Source organism: Citrobacter sp. RHBSTW-00944, assembly GCF_013615435.1.
Taxonomy (GTDB): domain Bacteria; phylum Pseudomonadota; class Gammaproteobacteria; order Enterobacterales; family Enterobacteriaceae; genus Citrobacter; species Citrobacter braakii.
Genome location: NZ_CP055418.1, coordinates 1,171,342 through 1,195,559, shown reverse-complemented (window position 1 = coordinate 1,195,559; position 24,218 = coordinate 1,171,342). Strand labels below are relative to the sequence as shown.

General features: G+C 53.8%; 21 protein-coding genes and 6 tRNA genes. 9 read left to right on the top strand and 18 right to left on the bottom strand.

The features are described 5' to 3' along the window. Window positions 1-790 precede the first annotated feature (790 nt). The 16 genes from luxS to mltB all read right to left on the bottom strand — a co-directional run bounded on the left by luxS (window position 791) and on the right by mltB (window position 12,288). A complete protein-coding gene (luxS, locus tag HV334_RS05575) occupies window positions 791-1,306 on the bottom strand; it encodes an S-ribosylhomocysteine lyase (protein WP_016154160.1) in 516 nt (171 codons plus the stop codon). Window positions 1,307-1,455: 149 nt separating this feature from the next. Beyond that, on the bottom strand, window positions 1,456-3,012 hold the full coding sequence (gene gshA, locus HV334_RS05570; RefSeq protein ID WP_016154161.1) for a glutamate--cysteine ligase: 1,557 nt from the start codon (window positions 3,010-3,012) through the stop codon (window positions 1,456-1,458). 77 nt (window positions 3,013-3,089) lie between these two features. Continuing rightward, entirely contained in the window at window positions 3,090-3,518 is a 429-nt protein-coding gene (locus tag HV334_RS05565) for a YqaA family protein (protein WP_003825961.1), read from the bottom strand. Further along, window positions 3,515-4,081, bottom strand: coding sequence for a fructose-1-phosphate/6-phosphogluconate phosphatase (gene yqaB, locus HV334_RS05560; RefSeq protein WP_016157305.1), 567 nt, complete (start codon window positions 4,079-4,081; stop codon window positions 3,515-3,517). Before yqaB ends, HV334_RS05565 begins: the two co-directional genes overlap by 4 nt. 148 nt (window positions 4,082-4,229) lie before the next feature. Continuing rightward, window positions 4,230-4,306, bottom strand: a tRNA-Arg gene (locus HV334_RS05555). Between the two features lie 192 nt (window positions 4,307-4,498). Beyond that, window positions 4,499-4,575, bottom strand: a tRNA-Arg gene (locus HV334_RS05550). 192 nt (window positions 4,576-4,767) lie between these two features. Further along, window positions 4,768-4,844, bottom strand: a tRNA-Arg gene (locus tag HV334_RS05545). A 91-nt stretch (window positions 4,845-4,935) separates the two neighbouring features. After that, window positions 4,936-5,012: transfer RNA gene (locus HV334_RS05540), tRNA-Arg, on the bottom strand. Between the two features lie 91 nt (window positions 5,013-5,103). Next, window positions 5,104-5,180, bottom strand: a tRNA-Arg gene (locus HV334_RS05535). A 3-nt stretch (window positions 5,181-5,183) separates the two neighbouring features. Beyond that, window positions 5,184-5,276 (bottom strand) — tRNA-Ser (locus HV334_RS05530). Between the two features lie 336 nt (window positions 5,277-5,612). Further along, a complete protein-coding gene (csrA, locus tag HV334_RS05525; RefSeq protein WP_000906486.1) occupies window positions 5,613-5,798 on the bottom strand; it encodes a carbon storage regulator CsrA in 186 nt (61 codons plus the stop codon). 238 nt (window positions 5,799-6,036) lie between these two features. After that, on the bottom strand, window positions 6,037-8,664 hold the full coding sequence (gene alaS, locus HV334_RS05520; RefSeq protein ID WP_016157306.1) for an alanine--tRNA ligase: 2,628 nt from the start codon (window positions 8,662-8,664) through the stop codon (window positions 6,037-6,039). Window positions 8,665-8,792: 128 nt separating this feature from the next. Beyond that, window positions 8,793-9,293 carry a recombination regulator RecX gene (gene recX, locus HV334_RS05515; RefSeq protein WP_016154165.1) on the bottom strand — a complete coding sequence of 167 codons (501 nt, stop codon included), beginning with the start codon at window positions 9,291-9,293 and terminating at the stop codon, window positions 8,793-8,795. A 69-nt stretch (window positions 9,294-9,362) separates the two neighbouring features. Then, window positions 9,363-10,427 (bottom strand): recombinase RecA, encoded by a 1,065-nt coding sequence (recA, locus tag HV334_RS05510; protein WP_016154166.1) that lies wholly within the window; start codon window positions 10,425-10,427, stop codon window positions 9,363-9,365. A gap of 92 nt (window positions 10,428-10,519) precedes the next feature. After that, window positions 10,520-11,017 (bottom strand): nicotinamide-nucleotide amidase, encoded by a 498-nt coding sequence (pncC, locus tag HV334_RS05505; protein ID WP_016154167.1) that lies wholly within the window; start codon window positions 11,015-11,017, stop codon window positions 10,520-10,522. 191 nt (window positions 11,018-11,208) lie between these two features. Then, the gene (gene mltB / locus HV334_RS05500) at window positions 11,209-12,288 is read right to left on the bottom strand and encodes a lytic murein transglycosylase B (protein ID WP_032947148.1); all 1,080 of its coding nucleotides are present in this window, start codon (window positions 12,286-12,288) and stop codon (window positions 11,209-11,211) included. A 264-nt stretch (window positions 12,289-12,552) separates the two neighbouring features. Between mltB and srlA the strand changes: the two genes are divergently transcribed. The 7 genes from srlA (at window position 12,553) to gutQ (ending at window position 17,516) form a co-directional block, all read left to right on the top strand. Beyond that, window positions 12,553-13,116, top strand: coding sequence for a PTS glucitol/sorbitol transporter subunit IIC (gene srlA, locus HV334_RS05495; protein WP_016154169.1), 564 nt, complete (start codon window positions 12,553-12,555; stop codon window positions 13,114-13,116). After that, a complete protein-coding gene (locus HV334_RS05490) occupies window positions 13,113-14,084 on the top strand; it encodes a PTS glucitol/sorbitol transporter subunit IIB (RefSeq protein ID WP_016154170.1) in 972 nt (323 codons plus the stop codon). The genes srlA and HV334_RS05490 overlap by 4 nt, the downstream gene beginning before the upstream one ends. Window positions 14,085-14,097: 13 nt before the next feature. Then, window positions 14,098-14,460: a PTS glucitol/sorbitol transporter subunit IIA gene (gene srlB / locus HV334_RS05485; protein ID WP_016157310.1), complete on the top strand. Its 363-nt coding sequence runs from the start codon at window positions 14,098-14,100 to the stop codon at window positions 14,458-14,460. A 17-nt stretch (window positions 14,461-14,477) separates the two neighbouring features. Next, window positions 14,478-15,257 carry a sorbitol-6-phosphate dehydrogenase gene (gene srlD, locus HV334_RS05480; protein ID WP_003037345.1) on the top strand — a complete coding sequence of 260 codons (780 nt, stop codon included), beginning with the start codon at window positions 14,478-14,480 and terminating at the stop codon, window positions 15,255-15,257. A 97-nt stretch (window positions 15,258-15,354) separates the two neighbouring features. Beyond that, window positions 15,355-15,714, top strand: coding sequence for a transcriptional regulator GutM (gene gutM / locus HV334_RS05475; protein WP_016154172.1), 360 nt, complete (start codon window positions 15,355-15,357; stop codon window positions 15,712-15,714). 70 nt (window positions 15,715-15,784) lie between these two features. Beyond that, complete coding sequence (locus tag HV334_RS05470; protein ID WP_153690097.1) at window positions 15,785-16,558, top strand: DNA-binding transcriptional repressor; 774 nt, start codon at window positions 15,785-15,787, stop codon at window positions 16,556-16,558. Further along, window positions 16,551-17,516 (top strand): arabinose-5-phosphate isomerase GutQ, encoded by a 966-nt coding sequence (gene gutQ, locus HV334_RS05465; protein ID WP_046274841.1) that lies wholly within the window; start codon window positions 16,551-16,553, stop codon window positions 17,514-17,516. The genes HV334_RS05470 and gutQ overlap by 8 nt, the downstream gene beginning before the upstream one ends. Here gutQ and norR read toward each other — a convergent pair. Beyond that, window positions 17,513-19,030, bottom strand: a complete 1,518-nt coding sequence (gene norR, locus HV334_RS05460; RefSeq protein ID WP_016154174.1) for a nitric oxide reductase transcriptional regulator NorR — start codon at window positions 19,028-19,030, stop codon at window positions 17,513-17,515. The genes gutQ and norR overlap by 4 nt on opposite strands. A 191-nt stretch (window positions 19,031-19,221) precedes the next feature. On the opposite strand from norR, the gene norV reads away from it, so the two are divergent. Together norV and norW are read left to right on the top strand one after the other, a co-directional pair. Beyond that, on the top strand, window positions 19,222-20,670 hold the full coding sequence (gene norV / locus HV334_RS05455) for an anaerobic nitric oxide reductase flavorubredoxin (protein WP_016154175.1): 1,449 nt from the start codon (window positions 19,222-19,224) through the stop codon (window positions 20,668-20,670). Continuing rightward, entirely contained in the window at window positions 20,667-21,800 is a 1,134-nt protein-coding gene (norW, locus tag HV334_RS05450) for an NADH:flavorubredoxin reductase NorW (protein ID WP_016157314.1), read from the top strand. The genes norV and norW overlap by 4 nt, the downstream gene beginning before the upstream one ends. Before the next feature lie 110 nt (window positions 21,801-21,910). Here norW and hypF read toward each other — a convergent pair whose 3' ends face one another. Then, window positions 21,911-24,151: a carbamoyltransferase HypF gene (gene hypF, locus HV334_RS05445; protein WP_181221254.1), complete on the bottom strand. Its 2,241-nt coding sequence runs from the start codon at window positions 24,149-24,151 to the stop codon at window positions 21,911-21,913. Between the last annotated feature and the right edge of the window lie 67 nt (window positions 24,152-24,218).

Here is a 24,218-nt window from a genome sequence, read left to right as displayed (position 1 = left end):
GTTAGTTAACGAGGATGAGTGGCACATACAGAGGTAATGAATCTGTTGCCTCCGGCGTATTGCTACGTTCACCTTAGTGATATCACTTCTCTGAGACAATACGACCTGTGAACGTGTTAAGGGTACTATCGCCGTACCCTTAACAATCCCGGCTCCCGGCGGGAAAATTGCCGCTCTGCGGTCCCCTCCGTTTATTCCTCCAGGCTACCGGGCCGGGCGCGAGGCAGCGTCCCTGCAAAACGCGCCCTGAACCCGCATCCCTGCGGGTTCTCCCGGCCTTACGGAAACACGTCGGCAATTTTCAGCCGGACCAGCCCACACCTGACCACCTGCGTTTTTTATCTGAACAGCAAAACAGACTTAACTGGAAGTCAGTGCGTTGCAGCGATGACCCCGGTCCGGCTGAAAATCGATGAGGCGTTGACGGCTGACCGGGTCTGCCCGCAGGGATGCGGGCAGAGGGGACGGCCTGCAGGGACGCAGGCCCGGCCCCGACCCGACAGGCAGACGGCATAAGACGAATGAATCGCGCAGCGACGATTTTCCCGCCGGGAGCCTGGGTTGCAAGGGAGGCGGCGGTGAGCCTCCCTTGCGCGTTCACGGGTATCTGCGCTTCAGAAAAGTGATGCCACTGAGGTGAACGGAACCCTGAGCCGAAATCACATGTTCTCCATAATGCTTAACTGACTGGCATTACCTACCAAGGAGGTGGTTTAGGGGAGAGGGACAATAAAAAACCCCGGTTATAAGCCGAGGTTAATTTAAATGCTGGAACAACTAATCAGTATGACTAAATATGCAGTTCCTGCAGTTTCTCTTTCGGCAGCGCCAGCTCTTCATTGCTGTTAACGCGTACATCATGCTCCAGAATATGACGTGCGATATCCTGTGCTTCGCTAAGAGAGTGCATCTGATACGTGCCACACTGGTAAACGTTCAGCTCCGGGATCTGGTTTTGATCCTGCACTTTCAGCACGTCCGCCATCGCCGCTTTCCACGCGTCGGCAACACGCTGCTCGTCTGGCGTACCAATCAGGCTCATGTAAAAGCCAGTGCGGCATCCCATCGGAGAGATATCGATAATCTCCACGCCGTTGCCGTTGAGATGGTTACGCATAAAACCTGCAAACAGGTGTTCCAGCGTGTGGATACCTTTCTCAGGCATCACTTCTTTGTTCGGAATGCAGAAACGCAGATCAAACACGGTGATTGCGTCGCCATGCGGGGTGTTCATCGTTTTTGCAACCCGGACCGCGGGAGCTTCCATCCGGGTGTGATCGACAGTAAAACTATCTAACAACGGCATTTAGCCACCTCCGATAAATTTTTTGAAAATAATCTGAACTCTTTGTTCCGGGGCGAGTCTGAGTATATGAAAGACGCGCATTTGTTATCATCATCCCTGTTTTCAGAGATGAAATTTTGGCCACTCCCGAGTGGCCTTTTTCTTTTGTATCAAGCGTGCTTTTCCAGCCACACGCTAAACGGCTCAGTATCAGCCGCTTCGATCTCCTGCTGACGACGCTTTGAAGCCTCGGTTTCAGCAATAAATTCCGCTTCCTGCAATATTTCTAACGGCTCTTCACGCAGCAGATTTCGGTAAGCCTCACCCAGCGCTTTACCCGTGCCGCCAATGCCTTCATCAATCATAGACCGTAGGATCCGGGCAGAGAAAGTCAGTTCTGGGTTGTCAAAACAGGCAACCAGTTCATCACAGACCTTTTGATACTCCTCTCCCCCATCGATGCTGTCCAGCGTTTGTGCCACGCGTTTCAGATCACGGAACAGATCTTTCCCTACCTTAGGCAACGGGAACTGGGCTGTTTCACAGCCAATACCTAACGTCAGTCCAGGCTTACGACCTTCGAGAATCACCCGATTCCAGTTTTTACGCGTACACAGCAATTCATCGCTGCTCATTTCCGGGGCATCGGCCAGCGCACACCAGACCATAAACAGATCGAGGAAGCGCACCTGCTGCTCGTCCACGCCGATCGGTGAGAACGGGTTGATATCCAGTGAGCGAACTTCGATGTACTCAATACCGCCACGCAGAAGCGCGTCAGAAGGCGTTTCGCCACGACGAGTGACGCGTTTCGGGCGAATAGGCGCATACAGCTCATTTTCAATCTGCAGAACGTTGCTGTTGATTTGCAGACGCTTACCGTCCTTCTCCAGGCCGATCGCCGCGTACTCCTCGGAAGGGGTTTTAATCGCGCGCTTTAATCCTGCCACATACTCATGCAAATCGTTAAACGTAATTCCGAGATTGCTTTGCGACTTATTGGTATAGCCCAAATCACTCAGGCGCAGCGACGTCGCATACGGCAGGTAATACATCCCACAGTCGGTTTTTTCAAACGGCAGGGTTGTCGGTTTTCCTTGCAGGAAAGAGGAACAAATGGCCGGAGAGGCGCCAAACAGATACGGGATCACCCAACCAAAACGGTAGTAGTTGCGGATCAGACGGAAGTAACCCGCGGAGATCTTCTCTTTAGCATCTTCGCCGTCCGTTACGCCACATTTCGCCTGCCAGAAAGCCATCGGCAATGAGAAATTGTAGTGTACGCCGGAGATAGTCTGCATCAGCGCGCCGTAACGGTTTTTGAGGCCTTCACGGTACAGCGTTTTCAGACGACCGGTATTCGACGTACCGTACTGTGCCAGTTCGATATCCTGGCCTTCGGCAATATAGCAAGGCATGCTCAGCGGCCACATACGCTCGTCGCCCAGGTTCCTGGCGGTATACCGATGCAGGTCGCGCATGAACGTGAGCATTTTCTCAATGTCGTCGCCTGGAGGCGTAATAAACTCCAGCAGCGCTTCGGCAAAGTCAGTGGTTATCCATTTATGCGTTAGCGCTGAGCCTAACACCTCAGGATGGCCTGTCGTTGCTAATGACCCATCTGCATTAACGCGCAGCGTTTCGCGCTCCAGCCCACGTTGAATCCCCTTTAACGCCTGAGGATGGTTTTCCAGCCAGGCCAGCGCCTGTGATACGTCCGGGATCAAATTGACCTCCCGCCTGTCAAAATCGTTTTAATTAGCATAATGGTATTGGTTACCCTGAAGGCTATCTCACAACACAATTAGTGCCACCACATAATGCCTTGCGTCGTAACCGCTGCGACAACTACATAGCGCAGCGCCTTGCCAAGGCATAAGAAAAAAAGTACTGGACCCCACGAGATGCGCATCCATCCAGCTAACAGGCACAGTAAATCACCCACAACCGGCATCCAGCTTAATAATAGTGTGACAGCGCCATAGCGCCGCAGCCAGCCAGTGGCTTTTTCTTGCCAGCGCGATGTTTTACGCAATGGAAAGAAACGCCCAAGGATAACGTTAGTTAACCCTCCAAGGCTATTACCCATTGTTGCTGTTAAGACTAAGACCCAGGGATGACTTACCCCAGAGACCAGCAAAGCAACTAAAACAACTTCAGAATTGCCAGGTAATAGCGTAGCGCTGAGAAAACTGCTGGCAAACAGTGACAGGAGCGATAGTCCATCACTCACAATAACCGGACATCCACCGCGTCCATTCCTGCGGCATGCGCCGCCTGAAGCCCAAAATCGGCATCTTCAAACACGACACAGCGCGCCGGAGCAACACCCATACGTTCGGCACAGAGCAAAAACGTATCAGGAGCAGGTTTATGGTGTTGTACGTGATCGGCTGCGACTACAGCATCAAAATAGCGACGCAGCCCAAGGTGTGCGAGCAGAGCTTCCGCAATCGCGCTTTCACTCCCCGTACCTACCGACATAGGACGACGACCATGCCAAGCTTTCACGACGTCAACCAATGGCAAAGGCTGGACGCTATCCAGCAGCATGCTTCTCACCTTGTCGGTTTTTTCACGCGCCAAGGCATGAGGGTCAAGATCGGCATGATTCAATTCAATTACCGACTGAGCGATACGCCACGTTGGGGAGCCATTGAGGGCGACCATGGCTTGTTCATCAAAACGTAACCCATAATGCCCCAATACCTCATGCCACGCCTTACGGTGCGTTGGCTCGGTATCCAGGATGGTGCCATCCATATCAAAAATCAAACCCGCATAACGTTCGTACATCGTCTTCTCACAAGCCGAATGACCAGACGTTATTTTATCGTAATTGATTGATTTTGTCGCTGACAGCGAATTAAGGGGTGTTCCGGGAGTATGTGGAAATGATTCAAAGGAGAGAAGATGGTGCATCCGGGAGTTATCTCGGAGAAGATGGTGCATCCGGGAGGATTCGAACCTCCGACCGCTCGGTTCGTAGCCGAGTACTCTATCCAGCTGAGCTACGGATGCATCAGGGAAACTTGCTTTACTGCAGACTTGATGTCGCTGCTAAAGCGCTATCAAGTAAGATGGTGCATCCGGGAGGATTACTCGGCTGCGCCTCGCCCTGTGGGCCGTTGCTGAAGCAACGTTATCCTCCCTGGTGCTCGCGATTATCTCGCAGACCATGAAACAACAGTTTTGCTGTTATCTCGGAGAAGATGGTGCATCCGGGAGGATTCGAACCTCCGACCGCTCGGTTCGTAGCCGAGTACTCTATCCAGCTGAGCTACGGATGCATCAGGGAAACTTGCTTTACTGCAGACTTGATGTCGCTGCTAAAGCGCTATCAAGTAAGATGGTGCATCCGGGAGGATTACTCGGCTGCGCCTCGCCCTGTGGGCCGTTGCTGAAGCAACGTTATCCTCCCTGGTGCTCGCGATTATCTCGCAGACCATGAAACAACAGTTTTGCTGTTATCTCGGAGAAGATGGTGCATCCGGGAGGATTCGAACCTCCGACCGCTCGGTTCGTAGCCGAGTACTCTATCCAGCTGAGCTACGGATGCATCAGGGAAACTTACTTACTGCAGATTTGATATCGCTGCTAAAGTGATATCGATTTTCTGTAACAACGCTAATGCGCTATTGCAGAGAAGATGGTGCATCCGGGAGGATTCGAACCTCCGACCGCTCGGTTCGTAGCCGAGTACTCTATCCAGCTGAGCTACGGATGCATCAGGGAAACTTACTTACTGCAGATTTGATATCGCTGCTAAAGTGATATCGATTTTCTGTAACAACGCTAATGCGCTATTGCAGAGAAGATGGTGCATCCGGGAGGATTCGAACCTCCGACCGCTCGGTTCGTAGCCGAGTACTCTATCCAGCTGAGCTACGGATGCAAATGGCGGTGAGGCGGGGATTCGAACCCCGGATGCAGCTTTTGACCGCATACTCCCTTAGCAGGGGAGCGCCTTCAGCCTCTCGGCCACCTCACCAACACGCCTCTTGCGAGTGCTTCGAAGAACTTGTTTCTGCTCATCGTCGCTGCGTGGCGCACATATTACTTTCTGGGACTTATAAGTCAAACAATTTTTCCAGCGCTTTTATCGTTTGCACATTTCACGCGCAATCAGTCTGCAAAAACGGCAAAAAGAGTGTTTTATCAACAGATAAATTGGCAATTTCCTGAGGCAATGAACAAACGGAAAAATCGCAGGGAAAGGCAATACGCGGATGAGAATCGAAAAAATGAGGAAGACGAAGAAGAAAAGAGAAGAAAAGGGATAATTCAATCAGGTTGCGCCTCACCAGAAAGGTGAGACGCGAAAACCTTAGTAACTGGACTGCTGGGATTTTTCAGCCTGGATACGCTGGTAGATCTCTTCACGATGGACAGAAACTTCTTTCGGGGCGTTTACGCCAATGCGCACCTGGTTGCCCTTCACCCCTAAAACTGTCACGGTGACCTCATCGCCTATCATGAGGGTCTCACCAACTCGACGAGTCAGAATCAGCATTCTTTGCTCCTTGAAAGATTAAAAGAGTCGGGTCTCTCTGTATCCCGGCATTATCCATCATATAACGCCAAAAAGTAAGCGATGACAAACACCTAAGTGTAAGCAGTCACGGCATCACATTCTGTTAAACCTAAGTTTAGCCGATATACACAACTTCAACCTGACTTTATCGTTGTCGATAGCGTTGATACAAACGCTGCGGATTGAAGTCCGCAGCGTCGACTTACGCTTATAATTATTACAGTTTTGCGCTGACCCAGCCTTTCACACTGGCTAACGCTGCTGGCAGAGCCGCAGCATCCGTACCACCGGCTTGCGCCATGTCCGGACGACCACCACCCTTACCGCCTACCTGCTGAGCGACCATTCCAACCAGCTCCCCTGCTTTCACGCGATCTGTCACGTCCTTAGACACACCCGCAATCAGAGAAACCTTACCTTCCACTACCGTTGCCAGAACGATAACGGTAGACCCCAGTTGATTTTTCAGATCATCAACCATGGTACGCAACATTTTCGGCTCAACGTCCGCGAGTTCGCTGACCAGCAGCTTCACGCCATTGATATCAACCGCTTTGCTGGAGAGATTTGCACTCTCCTGCGCCGCAGCCTGTTCCTTCAATTGCTGCAATTCTTTTTCGAGTTGACGCGTACGCTCCAGCACGGAACGAACTTTGTCACCAATATTCTGGCTATCGCCTTTCAGCAGCTGCGCAATATCGCTTAAGCGATCGCTCTCAGCATGCACGGTTTGGATAGCGCCTTCACCGGTCACAGCTTCGATACGACGAACGCCCGCCGCAGTGCCTGACTCAGACACAATACGGAACAGACCGATATCACCCGTACGGCTGGCATGAGTACCACCACACAGTTCGGTAGAGAAATCCCCCATGCTCAGAACACGCACGTGGTCGTCATATTTCTCGCCAAACAGCGCCATTGCGCCTTTGGCTTTCGCCGCTTCGAGATCCATGATGTTCGTTTCAATCGGCAGATTGCGACGAATTTGCGCATTCACCAGATCTTCAACGGCACGGATTTCAGCAGGCTTCATAGCTTCAGTATGAGAGAAGTCGAAGCGCAGCACTTTATCGTTAACCAACGAGCCTTTCTGTGCCACATGCGTGCCCAGTACCTGGCGCAGCGCCGCGTGCATCAGGTGCGTTGCGGAGTGGTTCAAGCGAATGCGCGCACGACGAGCTTCATCAACATCAGCCTGTACTGCATCGCCAATTTTCAGAGAACCCGCAGACAGCTTACCGATGTGACCAATGGCCTGGCCATATTTCTGCGTGTCGCTCACGGCAAACGCGAAGCCTGCGCCTTTCAGTTCACCCTTGTCGCCAACCTGACCACCAGATTCCGCATAGAACGGAGTCTGATCCAGGACGACAACTGCGTCCTGACCTGCGTTAATTGCGTCTACCGCTTTACCATCAACAAACAGCGCGGTCACTTTGCCGTTCAGTTCCAGGTGTTCGTAGCCTTTAAATTCAGAGGCGCCATCAACACGAATCATCGCATTGTAGTCTGCGCCAAAGCCGCTGGCTTCACGCGCGCGACGGCGCTGTTCTTCCATTGCAGCTTCAAAGCCCGCTTCGTCAACCTTAATGTTGCGCTCGCGGCAAACGTCCGCCGTCAGGTCAACCGGGAAACCGTAGGTGTCATACAGACGGAATGCGGTTTCGCCATCCAGTGTATCACCGGACAGTTTTGCCAGTTCTTCATCCAGCAGCGCCAGACCACGCTCCAGTGTACGCGCAAACTGCTCTTCTTCGGTTTTCAGAACCTGCTCAACCATAGCCTGCTGACGCTTCAGTTCTTCACCTGCGGAGCCCATGACGTCCACCAGCGGACCAACCAGCTTGTAGAAGAAGGTATCCTTCGCGCCCAGCATGTTGCCATGACGTACCGCGCGACGAATGATACGACGCAGCACATAACCACGGTTTTCATTCGACGGGACAACGCCATCGGCAATCAGGAATGCACAGGAGCGGATATGGTCAGCGATAACGCGCAGCGACTTGTTGCTCAGATCGGTCGCGCCGGTGACTTTCGCCACGGACTCAATCAGTGAACGGAACAGGTCGATTTCATAGTTGGAATTAACGTGTTGCAGCACGGCCGCAATACGCTCAAGGCCCATACCGGTATCCACGGACGGCTTCGGCAGCGGTTCCATGGTGCCGTCAGCCTGACGGTTGAACTGCATGAAGACGATGTTCCAGATCTCAATGTAGCGATCGCCATCTTCTTCTGCGCTTCCCGGAGGGCCACCCCAAATGTGGTCGCCGTGGTCGTAGAAAATTTCGGTGCACGGACCGCAAGGGCCGGTATCACCCATCTGCCAGAAGTTGTCGGAAGCATAAGCCGCGCCTTTGTTATCACCGATACGGATGATACGTTCGCGCGGAATGCCGACTTCTTTTTCCCAGATTTCATAGGCTTCATCGTCAGTTTCATAGACGGTGACCCACAGACGCTCTTTTGGCAGGGCAAACCAGTTTTCACCGGTCAGCAGTTCCCATGCGTATTGAATAGCATCATGTTTGAAATAATCGCCGAAGCTGAAGTTGCCCAGCATTTCGAAGAAAGTATGGTGACGTGCAGTGTAACCGACGTTTTCCAGGTCGTTGTGCTTACCGCCCGCACGCACGCAACGCTGCGAGGTGGTTGCGCGGGAATAATTACGCTTGTCGAGGCCAAGGAACACATCCTTGAACTGGTTCATCCCGGCGTTGGTAAACAACAAAGTAGGGTCATTGTTCGGTACCAGGGAGCTGCTGGCAACTACCTGATGTCCTTTACTATGGAAAAAATCGAGAAACGCCTGACGGATCTCAGCGGTGCTCTTGCTCATAATTATCCTGAAGAAATCAAGCTAACGAAATGTCATTACCAGCATCGGCACGTAAACTGCGCCTCTGGCAATCGAAAAGTGGGAATAAGATAAGTTTTCTTTACTGGGAAGTAAAATCCCGTATGCGCTCAATCGTCAAAATTTCGCCATATTGCCTGAATATCTTCCATCAGATAGCCACGGTAGAGCAAAAAGCGCTGGACCTTTACCTTATCTGAAAAATCTACAGGTAAAGGTTCTCCGTATTTACGAATGGCCTGCGCGCGCGCAAGTGCTGCCCAGTCAATTTCGCACTCGCGCATGGCTCGTTCAACGGCTTCCCGCGAAATCCCTTTTTGGTTTAATTCCTGACGCACACGCGCGGGTCCATAACCTTTACGGCTACGGCTGGAGATAAACTGCTGAACAAAGCGGTCATCATCCAGATAACGACTTTCAATACACCAGGCGATGACCTTGTCGTAATCCTCCGGCGTTGCATCAATGTCTTCCGGTCCATTTTTTCCCATCACCGGAGCGGCCAGCTTACGCCGCAGTTCCTGCTCGCTGTGATCGCGCATCGCCAGTATACGTACAGCGCGGTCAAGAAGTCGGGAATAAGCGGAGCGGCGGGAAGTTGCTTCTGTCATAGTGAGCCTTCAGAAATGGAAAAGGGCTGCATGGTATGCAGCCCTTCTATGTGCGATAACGTCAGATTATCAGAAATCTTCGTTCGTTTCTTTTACATCTTCACCGCTGTCATCAACAGAGAAGTCTGGTTTTGAATCCGGGTTATTGAGCAGTAACTCGCGTACTTTCTTCTCAATTTCCTTCGCAGTTGCCGGGTTTTCCTTCAGCCAGTTAGTGGCATTCGCTTTACCCTGACCAATTTTCTCACCGTTGTAGCTGTACCATGCACCGGCTTTTTCAATCAGCTTCTCTTTCACGCCCAAATCAACCAGTTCGCCGTAGAAGTTGATACCTTCACCGTAAAGAATCTGGAATTCAGCCTGTTTGAACGGCGCTGCAATTTTGTTTTTCACGACCTTAACACGGGTTTCGCTACCAACCACGTTGTCGCCTTCTTTCACCGCGCCAATACGACGGATATCCAGGCGAACAGAAGCATAGAATTTCAGGGCGTTACCACCGGTGGTGGTTTCCGGGTTACCGAACATAACGCCAATCTTCATACGGATCTGGTTGATGAAAATCAGTAGCGTGTTGGACTGCTTCAGGTTACCGGCCAGCTTACGCATGGCCTGGCTCATCATACGTGCCGCAAGGCCCATGTGAGAGTCACCAATCTCGCCTTCGATTTCTGCCTTCGGCGTCAATGCGGCAACGGAGTCGACAACGATAACGTCAACCGCACCGGAGCGCGCCAGCGCATCACAGATTTCCAGCGCTTGTTCACCGGTATCAGGCTGAGAGCACAGCAGGTTGTCGATATCAACGCCAAGCTTGCGCGCATAGACGGGATCCAGTGCGTGTTCCGCATCGATGAACGCACAGGTTTTACCTTCGCGCTGGGCGGCAGCAATAACCTGCAGGGTCAGCGTCGTTTTACCGGAAGATTCAGGCCCGTAGATTTCAACGATACGGCCCATTGGCAAACCGCCCGCGCCCAATGCGATATCCAGAGAAAGCGAACCGGTGGAGATGGTTTCCACATCCATGGAACGGTCTTCACCCAGGCGCATGATGGAGCCTTTACCGAATTGCTTTTCGATCTGACCCAGCGCTGCCGCCAACGCTTTCTGTTTGTTTTCGTCGATAGCCATTAATTACTCCTGTCATGCCGCTTTCGGGTTAAACCGCGAAACGTGATAGATAATGTTCTGTTGGGGCAATTATACTGTATGCTCATACAGTATCAAGTGTTTTGTAGAAATTGTTGCCACAGGGTTTGTAACGCGTAGGCGGTCGCCTGTCGACGTACCGCATCGCGATCGCCGCTGAAGCATTCCCGGCGAGTAATCCCCTCGCCGCTCGCGCTGGCAAAAGCGAACCATACCGTCCCCACGGGCTTTTCTTCACTGCCGCCATCTGGCCCCGCAATGCCGCTAATCGAAACAGCGAAATGCGCGCGGGCCGCTTTTAGCGCGCCAATCGCCATCTCCACCACCACAGGTTCGCTCACCGCCCCATGCTGGACCAGCGTCTCTTCGCGCACGCCAATCATCTGCGCTTTGGCTTCATTGCTGTAGGTCACAAACCCGCGTTCAAACCAGGCGGAGCTGCCGGCAATATCCGTAATTGCTTTAGCTACCCAGCCGCCGGTGCAGGATTCCGCAGTCGTCACGGTTGCTCCGCGCGCTTTCAACGCCAGGCCAACCTGCTCGCTTAACTGCATCAGTTCACTGTCGGTCATTTCAGCCTCTGTCAGTTAAAAAAATATGCCGGACAAGATAGCACTTTCATAACCAAGATGGGGATGAGGAGACAATTTTACGAGGGGGATTCAGAAAATAGATAAACTGCATTCAAAAGAGTACCGGATAACGCACCAGGATAGTCTATTCGGTCTACAAGGGATTGCCCCTGTAGACCGATAACAAATGATTACTGCACGCGCGCCAGCGCGACCGCCTGACCCAATTGCCACACGGCCATTGCATAGTGGGTACTGTGGTTATAGCGGGTGATGGTGTAGAAGTTCGGCAGTCCATACCAATACTGATAACCGGTACCGATATCCAGTCGCAGCAGGCTGGCCTGCTGATGATTCCCCAACGACTGCTGCGGCGTCAGGCCTGCGGCGGCAAGCTGAGAAATGCTGTACTGGGTTTTAAAGCCGTTCGCCAGCCCTGGCGCCTGGCCATTCGCCGGAACCGCGACCGTATCGCCTTTTACCCAGCCGTGGCCTTTGAAATAGTTCGCCACGCTACCGATAGCATCAACCGGATCCCACAGGTTAATGTGCCCATCGCCATTGAAATCAACGGCATATTGCTTATAGGAAGATGGCATAAATTGGCCGTAGCCCATCGCCCCTGCGAAAGAACCTTTCAAATCGAGCGGATCGTCGCTTTCATCTCGCGCCATCAGCAGGAAGGTTTCCAGTTCACCAGAGAAGTATTCCGCACGACGAGGATAGTTAAACGACAACGTCGCCAGCGCATCCAGAATCCGCGTTTTACCCATCACCCGGCCCCAGCGAGTCTCTACGCCAATAATGCCAACGATAATTTCCGGCGGTACGCCGTAGACCTGCCATGCACGGTTCAGCGCATCTTCATATTGGTTCCAGAAGGCCACACCGTTTTGCACGTTATCCGGAGTGATGAACTGTTTACGATACCGCAGCCATGCACCGTTAGGTCCGGCTGGCGGTTGAGTCGTCGGCGCCTGACGGTCCATCAAACGCAATACTGAGTCCAGACGCTTGGCCTGCGACAGGATCTCCTGCAGCTGCTGGCGGTCAAAGCCGTGCTTGTTCACCATTTTCTCGATGAACTGCTGCGCGTTTGGATTATTGGCAAAATCGCCGCCCGTTTGCATGACATTGTGCTGTGGCTCAAGCAGGAAGCCGCCGGATGGCGTACCCGTAGTCGTTTGAGTCTCTGAAGGTTTAGGTTTGCTGCTACAAGCAGCAAGCAATACAAAAAGGGGAAGTAACGCTACATAACGACGCTTGAACATGAGACATCCATTAAACAAATTCAGCCTGGGAGAAGTATGGTAAAGCATCCTCCGCCACACAAGGAAGCAGTAGTCGCTCTCCTTCACAGAATTTCCCCCCTCTTACACTCCTGACCGGCACATTTGCGCGTTCTCATGCACAATCTTTCAAATTAAAATATTTATCTTTCATTTTGCGATCAAAATAACACTTTTAAATCTTTCGATCTGATTAAAATTAGTTACCGTTTGGCAAGATAACTAAAACCCCTACAGGAGAGAATAATGATCGACACCATCACACTCGGTGCTGAGTGGTTTATCGGATTGTTCCAGAAAGGCGGAGAGGTGTTTACCGGCATGGTGACCGGTATTCTGCCTCTGCTGATCAGTCTGCTGGTCATCATGAATGCGCTGATTAACTTTATCGGTCAGCAACGTATTGAACGTTTTGCCCAGCGCTGCGCCGGAAACCCGCTGTCCCGCTATCTACTGCTGCCATGCATCGGCACATTTGTGTTTTGTAATCCTATGACGCTGAGCCTGGGCCGCTTTATGCCGGAAAAGTTCAAGCCCAGCTACTACGCAGCCGCCTCTTACAGCTGCCATTCAATGAACGGCTTATTTCCCCACATCAACCCCGGTGAGCTGTTCGTCTATCTGGGGATCGCCAGCGGACTGACCACGCTGGGTCTTCCGCTCGGCCCGCTGGCGGTGAGCTATTTGCTGGTCGGCCTGGTGACCAACTTCTTCCGCGGCTGGGTGACCGATTTCACCACCACCATCTTTGAGAAAAAAATGGGCATTCAACTTGAGCAGAAAGTACATCTGGCGGGAGCAGCATCATGACGCGTATTCGTATTGAAAAAGGCACCGGCGGCTGGGGCGGCCCGCTTGAACTGGATGCCGTGCCAGGCAAGAAAATTGTCTATATCACCGCAGGGACTCGCCCCGCAATAGTCGACAGGATAGCCAGCCTAACAGGTTGGCAGGCCGTTGATGGCTTCAAAGAAGGCGAGCCGCCAGAGAACGAAATTGGCGTGGCGATCATCGACTGCGGCGGCACGCTGCGCTGCGGGATCTATCCAAAACGCCGTATACCAACAGTGAATATTCACGCGACGGGTAAATCCGGTCCGCTGGCCCAATATATTATCGAAGATATCTATGTCTCTGGCGTGAAAGAAGAAAACATTACCGTTATCGGTGAAGCATCCGCTGCGCCAACGCCTGCAAACAGCACGATGGGTCGCGAGTACGACACCAGCAAGAAAATTACCGAACAAAGCGACGGTCTGTTGGCAAAAGTCGGCATGGGAATGGGTTCAGCCGTTGCGGTTCTGTTTCAGGCCGGGCGAGACACTATCGATACCGTCCTGAAAACCATTCTGCCGTTTATGGCGTTCGTCTCGGCGCTGATCGGCATCATTATGGCGTCTGGTCTGGGGGACTGGATTGCCCATGGACTCGCACCGCTGGCCAGCCATCCGCTGGGGCTGGTAACCCTGGCGCTGATCTGCTCTTTCCCGCTGCTGTCCCCTTTCCTCGGCCCTGGTGCGGTCATCGCCCAGGTTATCGGCGTCCTGATCGGCGTACAGATTGGTTTGGGGAACATTCCTCCGCATCTGGCGCTACCTGCCTTGTTCGCCATTAACGCCCAGGCGGCATGCGACTTTATTCCAGTCGGATTGTCGCTAGCCGAAGCGCGCCAGGACACGGTCCGCGTTGGTGTGCCATCCGTACTGGTGAGTCGTTTTCTGACCGGCGCACCGACCGTTCTCATCGCCTGGTTTGTTTCCGGCTTTATTTACCAATAAGAGGCTCTCAAAAATGACCGTGATTTATGAAACAACCATCACCCGCATCGGCCAGAGCGCCCCGGATGCACTCTGCGACCAGATGCTAATTACCTTTCGTGAAGGCGCGCCTGCGGATATCGAAGAATTTTGCTTCATCCATTGCCATGGGGAGCTGAACGGCTCTTTGCAGGCTGGGATCCAATTTGAGCTAGGCCAGCATCACTACCCGGTCACAGCCGTTGGCAGCGTGGCGGAACAAAACTTACGTGAACTGGGGCATATCACTCTGCGTTTTGACGGACTGAGTGAAGCGGAATTTCCCGGCACCGTACACGTTGCGGGCCCCGTACCGGACGGTATCGCACCGGGCTGTATTTTGAAGTTTATTGCTTAAGATTGAAGGAGATAAAGATGAATCAGGTTGCCGTTGTCATTGGTGGAGGCCAGACCCTGGGGGCATTCCTTTGCCGTGGGCTTGCGACAGAAGGGTACCGCGTCGCGGTGGTGGATATCCAAAGCGATAAAGCCGCCAACGTCGCGCAGGAAATTAACGCCGAGTTTGGCGAAGGCACCGCCTACGGTTTTGGCGCTGATGCCACCAGCGAACAGAGTGTGCTGGCGCTGTCGCGCGGAGTGGATGAAATATTTGGCCGCGTCGATCTGCTGGTTTACAGCGCGGGTATCGCAAAAGCCGCGTTTATCAGCGACTTTCAGCTTGGGGATTTCGACCGCTCGCTGCAGGTGAATCTGGTCGGCTACTTCCTCTGCGCACGTGAATTTTCACGCCTGATGATCCGCGATGGCGTCCAGGGACGCATTATCCAGATCAACTCCAAATCAGGGAAAGTGGGCAGTAAACACAACTCAGGCTATAGCGCGGCAAAATTTGGCGGCGTAGGTTTAACCCAGTCGCTGGCGCTGGATCTGGCAGAGTACGGGATCACCGTGCATTCACTGATGCTCGGCAATCTGCTGAAATCACCGATGTTTCAGTCATTATTACCGCAATATGCGACCAAGCTTGGCCTTAAGCCAGACGAAGTCGAGCAGTACTACATTGATAAGGTTCCGCTTAAGCGCGGCTGCGATTATCAGGACGTGCTGAACATGCTGCTGTTTTACGCCAGCCCGAAAGCCTCTTACTGCACCGGTCAGTCCATTAACGTGACCGGTGGTCAGGTGATGTTCTAAGAAACATGATTGCCCGGTGGCGCTGCGCTTACCGGGCCTACACACACCGGGTCGGATAAGGCACAGCCGCCATCCGGCAAAATCAAAGGAGCACATTATGGTTTCCGCACTGATTACCGTCGCCGCTATCGCCTGGTGCCTGCAACTGGCGCTCGGTGGCTGGCAAATATCCCGCTTTAACCGGGCGTTTGATCAACTCTGCCAGCGGGGTCGGGTTGGCGTAGGTCGTTCCGGTGGACGGTTTAAACCCCGCGTGGTGGTCGCCATCGCGCTGGATGAGCAGCAGCGGGTTACCGATTCGTTATTTATGAAAGGTCTTACTGTATTTGCCAGGCCCGGTAAAATTGCCACGATAATGGGCAAACATCTTGATGATTTACAGCCTGATGTGATCTTTCCCCATGATCCGTTAGCGCAGAATGCACTATCATTGGCGCTTAAACTGAAACATGGATAATTTCGTTGTGAATGCTAATAGCTTGCGAAATTATCATTTTGCAACCTATTAAGTCAGGGTAATCACGCCTATGAAACCTCGTCAGCGACAGGCAGCCATACTGGAGCACCTGCAAAAACAGGGGAAATGCTCGGTTGAAGAACTGGCCCACTACTTTGACACAACCGGCACGACCATTCGCAAAGACCTGGTCATTCTGGAGAATGCCGGAACCGTCATTCGTACCTATGGCGGCGTGGTATTAAATAAAGACGAATCCGACCCGCCAATCGATCACAAAACGCTAATCAATACGCATAAAAAAGAGCAGATTGCCGAAGCCGCCGTCCGTTTTATTCACGATGGCGACTCGATTATTCTGGATGCGGGCAGCACCGTATTGCAGATGGTGCCGATGCTCACCCGCTTTAGCAACATCACCGTCATGACCAACAGTCTGCACATTGTTAACGCCCTTTCAGAGCTGGACAACGAGCAAACTATCCTGATGCCCGGCGGGACCTTTCGCAAAAAATCTGCGTCATTTCACGGTCAGTTGGCAGAAAACGCCTTTGAGCAGTTCAGCTTTGATAAACTCTTCATGGGTACCGACGGCATTGACCTCAATGCCGGCGTGACCACCTTTAATGAGGTGTTTAGCGTCAGTAAAGCGATGTGCAATGCCGCTCGCGAAGTGATTCTGATGGCTGACTCGTCAAAATTTGGGCGCAAAAGCCCCAATGTTGTGTGCAGTCTGGAAAGCGTCGACAAGCTGATTACCGATGCGGGTATCAACCCAGCGTTTCGTCAGGCGCTGGAAGCAAAAGGGATTGAAGTGATCATAACCGGAGAAACCAATGAGTGATGCACTACTGAACGCGGGCCGTCAGACGTTAATGCTGGAGCTACAGGAAGCCAGCCGACTGCCTGAACGACTGGGCGATGATTTTGTCCGCGCCGCCAATACTATCATCCACTGCGAAGGCAAAGTGATTGTCTCCGGGATTGGCAAATCAGGCCATATTGGTAAAAAAATAGCAGCGACCCTCGCCAGTACCGGCACGCCCGCTTTTTTTGTGCATCCGGCTGAAGCGCTACACGGCGACTTAGGGATGATTGAAAGCCGTGATGTCATGCTGTTTATTTCCTACTCCGGCGGCGCAAAAGAACTGGATCTCATCATTCCGCGCCTGGAAGACAAGTCCGTCGCTCTGCTGGCAATGACCGGAAAACCGACCTCACCGCTGGGTCTGGCAGCCAAAGCCGTGCTGGATATTTCCGTTGAGCGTGAAGCCTGTCCGATGCGCCTGGCACCGACTTCCAGCACCGTGAACACTCTGATGATGGGCGATGCATTGGCAATCGCCGTGATGCAGGCGCGCGGCTTTAACGAAGAAGATTTTGCCCGCTCGCATCCGGCGGGTGCGCTGGGCGCTCGTCTGTTAAATAAAGTGCATCATCTGATGCGCCGTGACGATGCCATTCCGCAGGTGACGCTCACCACCAGCGTCATGGACGCGATGCTGGAACTAAGCCGTACGGGTCTTGGCCTGGTGGCAGTCTGCGACGACGAGTCGCTGGTGAAAGGCGTCTTTACCGACGGCGACCTGCGCCGCTGGCTGGTTGGCGGCGGAGCGCTCACCACTCAGGTTAGCGAAGCAATGACCCATAATGGCATTACGCTGCAGGCGCAGAGCCGCGCCATTGACGCCAAAGAGATCCTGATGAAGCGCAAAATCACTGCCGCACCGGTGGTAGATGAAAACGGTAAACTCACCGGTGCTATCAACCTGCAGGATTTCTATCAGGCAGGTATTCTCTAATCCTTCAGCCCCAGACGTTTCGCCAGCCGGTGCAGGTTGGCGACGTCTGTTTCCAGCGCCCGCGCACTTGCCGCCCAACTGTGATTATTTTGCGCCAACGCCCGGCGGATCATCTCCCGCTGGAATGACTCCGTTGCCTCACGCAGGTTGCGATGCTGCGGGATCTCCGCAACAACCTCTGCCTGGGGAGCCGGGGTTTCATCCTGCAGGGCAAAATGCTGCGCCTCAAGCACCACTTCATCCCCTGCCCTGGTGGCCCTTGCCAGAACAACCGCCCGGTGAATGGCATGTTCCAGCTCACGCACGTTCCCGGGCCAGCCGTAATTCAACAGATGACTACGCGCGCCGGGACTTAACACCACGCGGGAAAGTCCCAGCCGCAGCCGACATTGTTCGCAAAAATAACCGGCCAGCAGCACCACATCTTCGCCGCGTTCACGAAGGGGCGGTACGGAAAGGGGAAAGACGCTCAGACGGTGGAACAAATCCGCACGGAAATTCCCGGCCAGCACCTCTTCCCGTAAATCACGGTTCGTTGCCGCCAGCACCCGAACATCCACGCGCAGGCTGCGATCGTCACCCACACGCTGAATATCGCCGTACTGCAACACACGTAGCAACTTAGCCTGTAACGCCAGCGAGAGCTCGCCAATCTCATCGAGAAACAGCGTCCCATTGTCAGCCATTTCAAACTTACCGCTACGATTGCTGATAGCCCCGGTAAAGGCGCCTTTTACGTGACCAAACAGCTCACTTTCCGCTACGGTTTCCGGCAACGCCGCGCAGTTCAGATACACCAGCGGATTCACCGCGCGCGGCGAACCTTCATGGATAGCCTTAGCTACCAGCTCCTTCCCGGTCCCCGTTTCGCCGCTAATCAGTACGTTGAGATCGGATCCCGCCACAATCTCAATCTCTTTTTTCAACTGCAGCATATTGGGCGACAGGCCAATCATTTGGGTTTCAGTCACCTGCTCGAAGGCCGTCGACGGGCCCGGCAACATATTCTGGCTTTCCAGTTGTTCAATCAGCAGCGCATTGCTCAGCGCGCCCGCCGCCAGCGCGGCAATCAGCCTAAGTTCTTCATCGCTGAAAACATCGAATTGATCGGGCTCCATGCCATCCAGCGTTAACGCGCCAATCAGATTTTGACCGGCGAACAGCGGTAAGCCAATGCAGGCGTGTACCTTCAGGCTCTCCTGGCCCGGAATCAGCCCATCGTAAGGGTCTGGCAAATCGCTGTCAGCAGGGAAACGAACCACATCCCCAGCGCGGGCAATCGCCTCCAGACGAGGATGCCCTTCCAGGGTAAAACGCCTGCCGAGAACGTCCTGCGCCAGCCCATCGATTGCCAGCGGAATAAACTGTCGCGACTCATAGCGCAGCAATGCCGACGCGTCGCACTCCAGCACCTGACGCAATGTGGTTATCAGGCGTTGAAAACGGTCCTGATGTCCAATACCGCTTTGTAATTCAATGGCGATACCCGCCAGCACGTCTACGGAAAAACTCATGACGACCTCATTGTCATTTTGACAATTCATATTGTCATATTGACACTAAAATGAATAGTCATTTTGACTACCACCTTATAGGCATTAAAAAACAAAACCTTTAAAATCAACAAAATAAAAAGTTGGCACGTAACCTGCAATAAGCAAAACATCTTTTTTAGAAAAACGCTGAATTAATTACTGAGGTTGCTATGTCTATTCTGGTTAAAAATAACATTCATTGGGTTGGCCAACGTGACTGGGAAGTTCGTGATTTCCACGGGACTGAATATAAAACGCTGCGCGGTAGCAGCTACAACAGCTATCTCATCCGTGAAGAAAAAAATGTCCTGATCGATACAGTAGACCACAAGTTTAGCCGTGAATTCGTGCAGAACCTGCGCAGTGAAATTGACCTGGCAGATATCGACTACATCATCATTAACCACGCGGAAGAGGACCATGCCGGTGCGCTGACTGAACTGATGTCCTGCATCCCGGACACGCCAATTTACTGCACAGCCAACGCTATTGACTCTATCAACGGGCACCACCACCACCCGGAGTGGAACTTCAACGTGGTGAAAACCGGCGACTCGCTGGACATTGGCAACGGTAAGCAGCTGATCTTCGTTGAAACGCCGATGCTGCACTGGCCTGACAGCATGATGACCTACATGACCGGCGATGCGGTGCTGTTCAGTAACGACGCCTTCGGCCAGCACTACTGTGATGAACGTCTGTTTAACGACGAAGTTGACCAGACCGAACTGTTCGAACAGTGCCAGCGTTACTACGCCAACATCCTGACGCCGTTCAGCCGTCTGGTTACACCGAAAATCACTGAGATTCTCGGCTTCAACCTGCCGGTGGATATGATTGCCACTTCCCACGGCGTGGTATGGCGCGACAACCCGACACAAATCGTTGAAATGTATCTGAAATGGGCGGCTGACTATCAGGAAGACCGTATCACCATTTTCTACGACACCATGTCCAACAACACCCGCATGATGGCGGACGCCATTGCCCAGGGCATCAACGAAGTTGACCCGAACGTGGCGGTGAAAATCTTTAACGTCGCCCGTAGCGACAAAAACGAAGTCCTGACTAACGTCTTCCGCTCTAAAGGCGTGCTGGTTGGTACTTCAACGATGAACAACGTAATGATGCCAAAAATCGCCGGTCTGGTAGAAGAGATGACCGGCCTGCGTTTTCGTAACAAACGCGCCAGCGCCTTTGGTTCACACGGCTGGAGCGGCGGTGCGGTAGACCGTTTGTCCACACGCTTGCAGGATGCCGGTTTCGAGATGTCGCTGAGTCTGAAAGCGAAATGGCGTCCGGATCTGGACGCGCTGGAACTGTGTCGCCAGCATGGCCGTGAAATCGCACGTCAGTGGGCGCTTGCTCCGCTGCCGGAAACAATCGTCAAAACGGCAACCAAAGAGGAAGAGTGCGCCTGTGCCGCTGCGGCTGCCGCTGATCTTGGTCCAAGCATGCAGTGCAGCGTATGCCAGTGGATTTACGACCCAGCAAAAGGTGAACCGCTGCAGGATGTCGCGCCGGGAACACCGTGGAGCGACGTGCCGGATAACTTCCTGTGCCCGGAATGTTCATTAGGTAAAGACGTCTTTGACGTACTGGCAACGGAGGCAAAATGAGCCGCGGAATTGTCATTATTGGTTCAGGCTTCGCCGCCCGCCAGTTAGTCAAAAATATCCGTAAGCAGGATGCAAATGTCCCGCTGACCCTGATTGCTGCGGACAGTATGGATGAGTACAACAAGCCCGATCTCAGCCATGTTATCAGTCAGTCGCAACGTGCAGACGACCTCACCCGCCAGTCGGCGGGGGAGTTTGCCGAACAGTTTAATTTGCGCCTGTTCCCGCACACCTGGGTAACCGACATTGATGCCGATGCTCACGTAGTGAAAAGCCAGGAGCAACAGTGGCCATACGACAAACTGGTGCTGGCGACGGGAGCGTCGGCCTTCGTACCGCCGATTACCGGACGTGAGTTAATGCTCACATTGAACAGCCAACAAGAGTATCGCGCCTGTGAAACACAACTGCGTGACGCCCAACGGGTGCTGATTGTCGGCGGCGGCTTGATTGGTAGCGAACTGGCGATGGATTTTTGTCGTGCTGGTAAAGCGGTGACGCTTATCGACAACGCCGCCAGCATTCTGGCTTCGCTGATGCCGCCAGAAGTAAGCAGTCGCTTACAGCATCGTCTGACCGATATGGGCGTACACCTGCTGCTGAAATCGCAGCTTCAGGGGCTGGAGAAAACGGAGTCGGGGATTCGCGCCACGCTCGATCGTAGCCGCAGCGTAGAAGTCGATGCGGTGATCGCCGCTACGGGTCTGCGCCCTGAAACCGCGCTGGCGCGTCGCGCCGGATTGAACATCAATCGTGGAGTCTGCGTCGACAGCTACCTGCAAACCAGCCACCCGGACATTTATGCCCTCGGCGACTGTGCAGAAATTAACGGTCAGGTACTCCCATTCCTGCAACCGATTCAGCTGAGCGCCATGTATCTGGCGAAAAACCTGCTCGGCGGCAATGCGCCATTGAAGTTGCCTGCCATGCTGGTAAAAGTCAAAACGCCGGAATTACCCTTGCATCTGGCTGGGGAAACCCAGCGCCGCGATCTGAACTGGCATATTGCCGCCGAAGCGCAAGGGATGGTGGCCAGAGGGATGAACGACGCAGGCCAGCTATGTGCCTTTGTCGTCAGCGAAGACCGCATGAAAGAGGCCTTTGCGCTGCTGAAAACGCTGCCCGTGTAAGTACAGAATACCGTTGCTTGATTTATTAACCTCACGCACATGGATGTGCGTTGCCACTTGTCGGTATGCCCCGACCTGTTGTTCTTGCCCCGCCAGTCCCGGGGCTTTTTTTATTTTTGCGCCAACGCCCGCGCCGCGGTAATCACGCCCTGCCCCAACGACAACCCGCCGTCGCCCGCCGGTAAACGCTGTGGGAACAGTAAGGTAAAATCATGCAGATAAAACGCCAGCCGGGCTGACAATAAGCGGTTATGCATCACACCTCCGCTGAATACCAGCGTCTTAATCCCCCGCTCTTCGGCCTGCAAACGCATCAGGGTAGCAAACCCACGCGCCAGCGCGTCGTGAAACGCCCACGCTCTTTCGGCAGGTTTGGCCTGCCAGGTCAGCCATTGCTGCCAAAAAACCGCTAAGTCCAGCTGATTGCCATCAAGCGGCACCGTGACAGGGTGCTCAACGCCAGCACATTGCGATGCCATCGCCTCCAGCGCGCAGGCCGCCTCACCTTCATAACTCAGCGATTCCGGCGCACATTGAAGCGCGGCGGCAACGGCATCAAACAGCCGTCCGCACGATGACGCCAGCGGTGCGTTAATCCCCCGCTCAATGGCGCGCGCCAGCACGTTCCAGTTTTGATGTTGCAGCACCGATGTTTCCGGGTAGCGCTGCCAGTCAGGAACAAAGCGCAGGCACTGCGCGAGCAAATTGCGCCACGGCTGTTTTGCCGCCAGATCGCCCCCCGCCAGCGCTACCGCCGGTAAGCCGCCAAGGTGCTCGCATTCACGATAGTTGACCCGCAAACACTCTCCCCCCCACAGCGCGCCGTTTTCCCCCATGCCGATACCGTCTAACGTCAGGGCAATCACGTCACCACCGTCGAGCGACCAGCCGTGCTCGGCCAGACACGCAGCGGCATGCGCATGGTGATGCAGCACCGTTTCGGTTGGCAGATTCATTTCGCTGGCCCACTGGCTGGAAACATAACCAGGGTGTGCATCATGCACGATACGCTGCGGCGTAAAGTCATAAATGTTTTGGATCAGGCGCAGCGCATCACGCCACTGCTGCTGAATGCCGTCATCGCTGAGATCGCCCAAATGCTGGCTGATAACCGCCTGTTCACCACGCACCAGGCAGAAGGTATTTTTCAGATCTGCGCCCAGGCAAAGCATCGGCGGCACGTCGTGAAATCCTGGCGGCAGCGCCACCGCATCCGGCACGTAACCCCGTGAACGACGCAGCATCTCCCCACTGTCGCGTACCACAGAGTCATCCATCCGCTGCACAATTTCGCGGTTATGCAGCAGGAAACCATCGGCAATTTCGTGTAAATCTTCCAGCGCCTGCGCGTTGGTAATAGCGGGCGGTCTGCCGCTGAGATTGCCGGAGGTCATTACCAACGGACAATTCATCTCTTGTAAGAGCAAATGCTGCAACGGATTCGCTGGCAGCATGACGCCCACTTCCGTTAACCCTGGCGCAATGCCCTCGCTCAATGCTGCGACATAGCGTTTCTGCACCAACACGATCGGCGCGGCTGGGGTTGTCAGCAAACGACGAGCGGGTTCAGGCAGTCCGTCATCACCGGGCAGCATCACTGCCAGAGGTTTTGCCGGACGGTGTTTGCGCAGCCTGAGCAGCGCTACGGCGTCATCATTTCGTGCATCGCACACCAGATGAAACCCACCAATCCCTTTAACGGCCACAATACCGCCTGCTTTCAGGCGCGATACTGCCGCCTGCAACGCATCTTCTTTCTCCGCCCGCTCACCCGCGCTAAACCATTCGAGGTGGGGACCGCATGCCGGACAGGCAACGGGCTGGGCATGGAAGCGACGGTCGTACGGATCACGATACTCTTTATCGCATTGCGCACAGAGTGGGAATGACGCCATCACGGTAAACGGGCGATCGTAGGGCATGGCGCGGATAATCGTAAAGCGCGGGCCACAGTGGGTGCAGTTGATAAAGGGATAACGATAGCGGCGTTCACCGGGGGTGTTCATTTCAACCAGACATTCTGGACAGGTCGCGGCATCCGGAACGATTTGCGTATTCATCGTTCCGCCAGCACTTTGCCGAATCGAGAAATCGGCAGGCGGCTGCGTCCAGGCGAACGGTTCGCTCTCAACGCTGTCAATGCGCGCCAGCGGCGGGCAGTGTTGATGCAACTGCGCAATAAACTCTGCCGGATCTTCCTGTATACGCACAACCACACCGTCACCGTCGTTACACACATCGCCATGTAGCTGTAATCGCTGCGCCAGTTGCCAGACGTAGGGGCGAAATCCGACGCCCTGTACCTTACCGCGAATACGCAGCTGTACGCCGGAGTGGTTGTTTATTGTCATGATGAATTCCCGCGGTGTTGTATCCCTGAAATGTCCGTTTGCCGGATGGCGGCTTCGCCTTATCCGG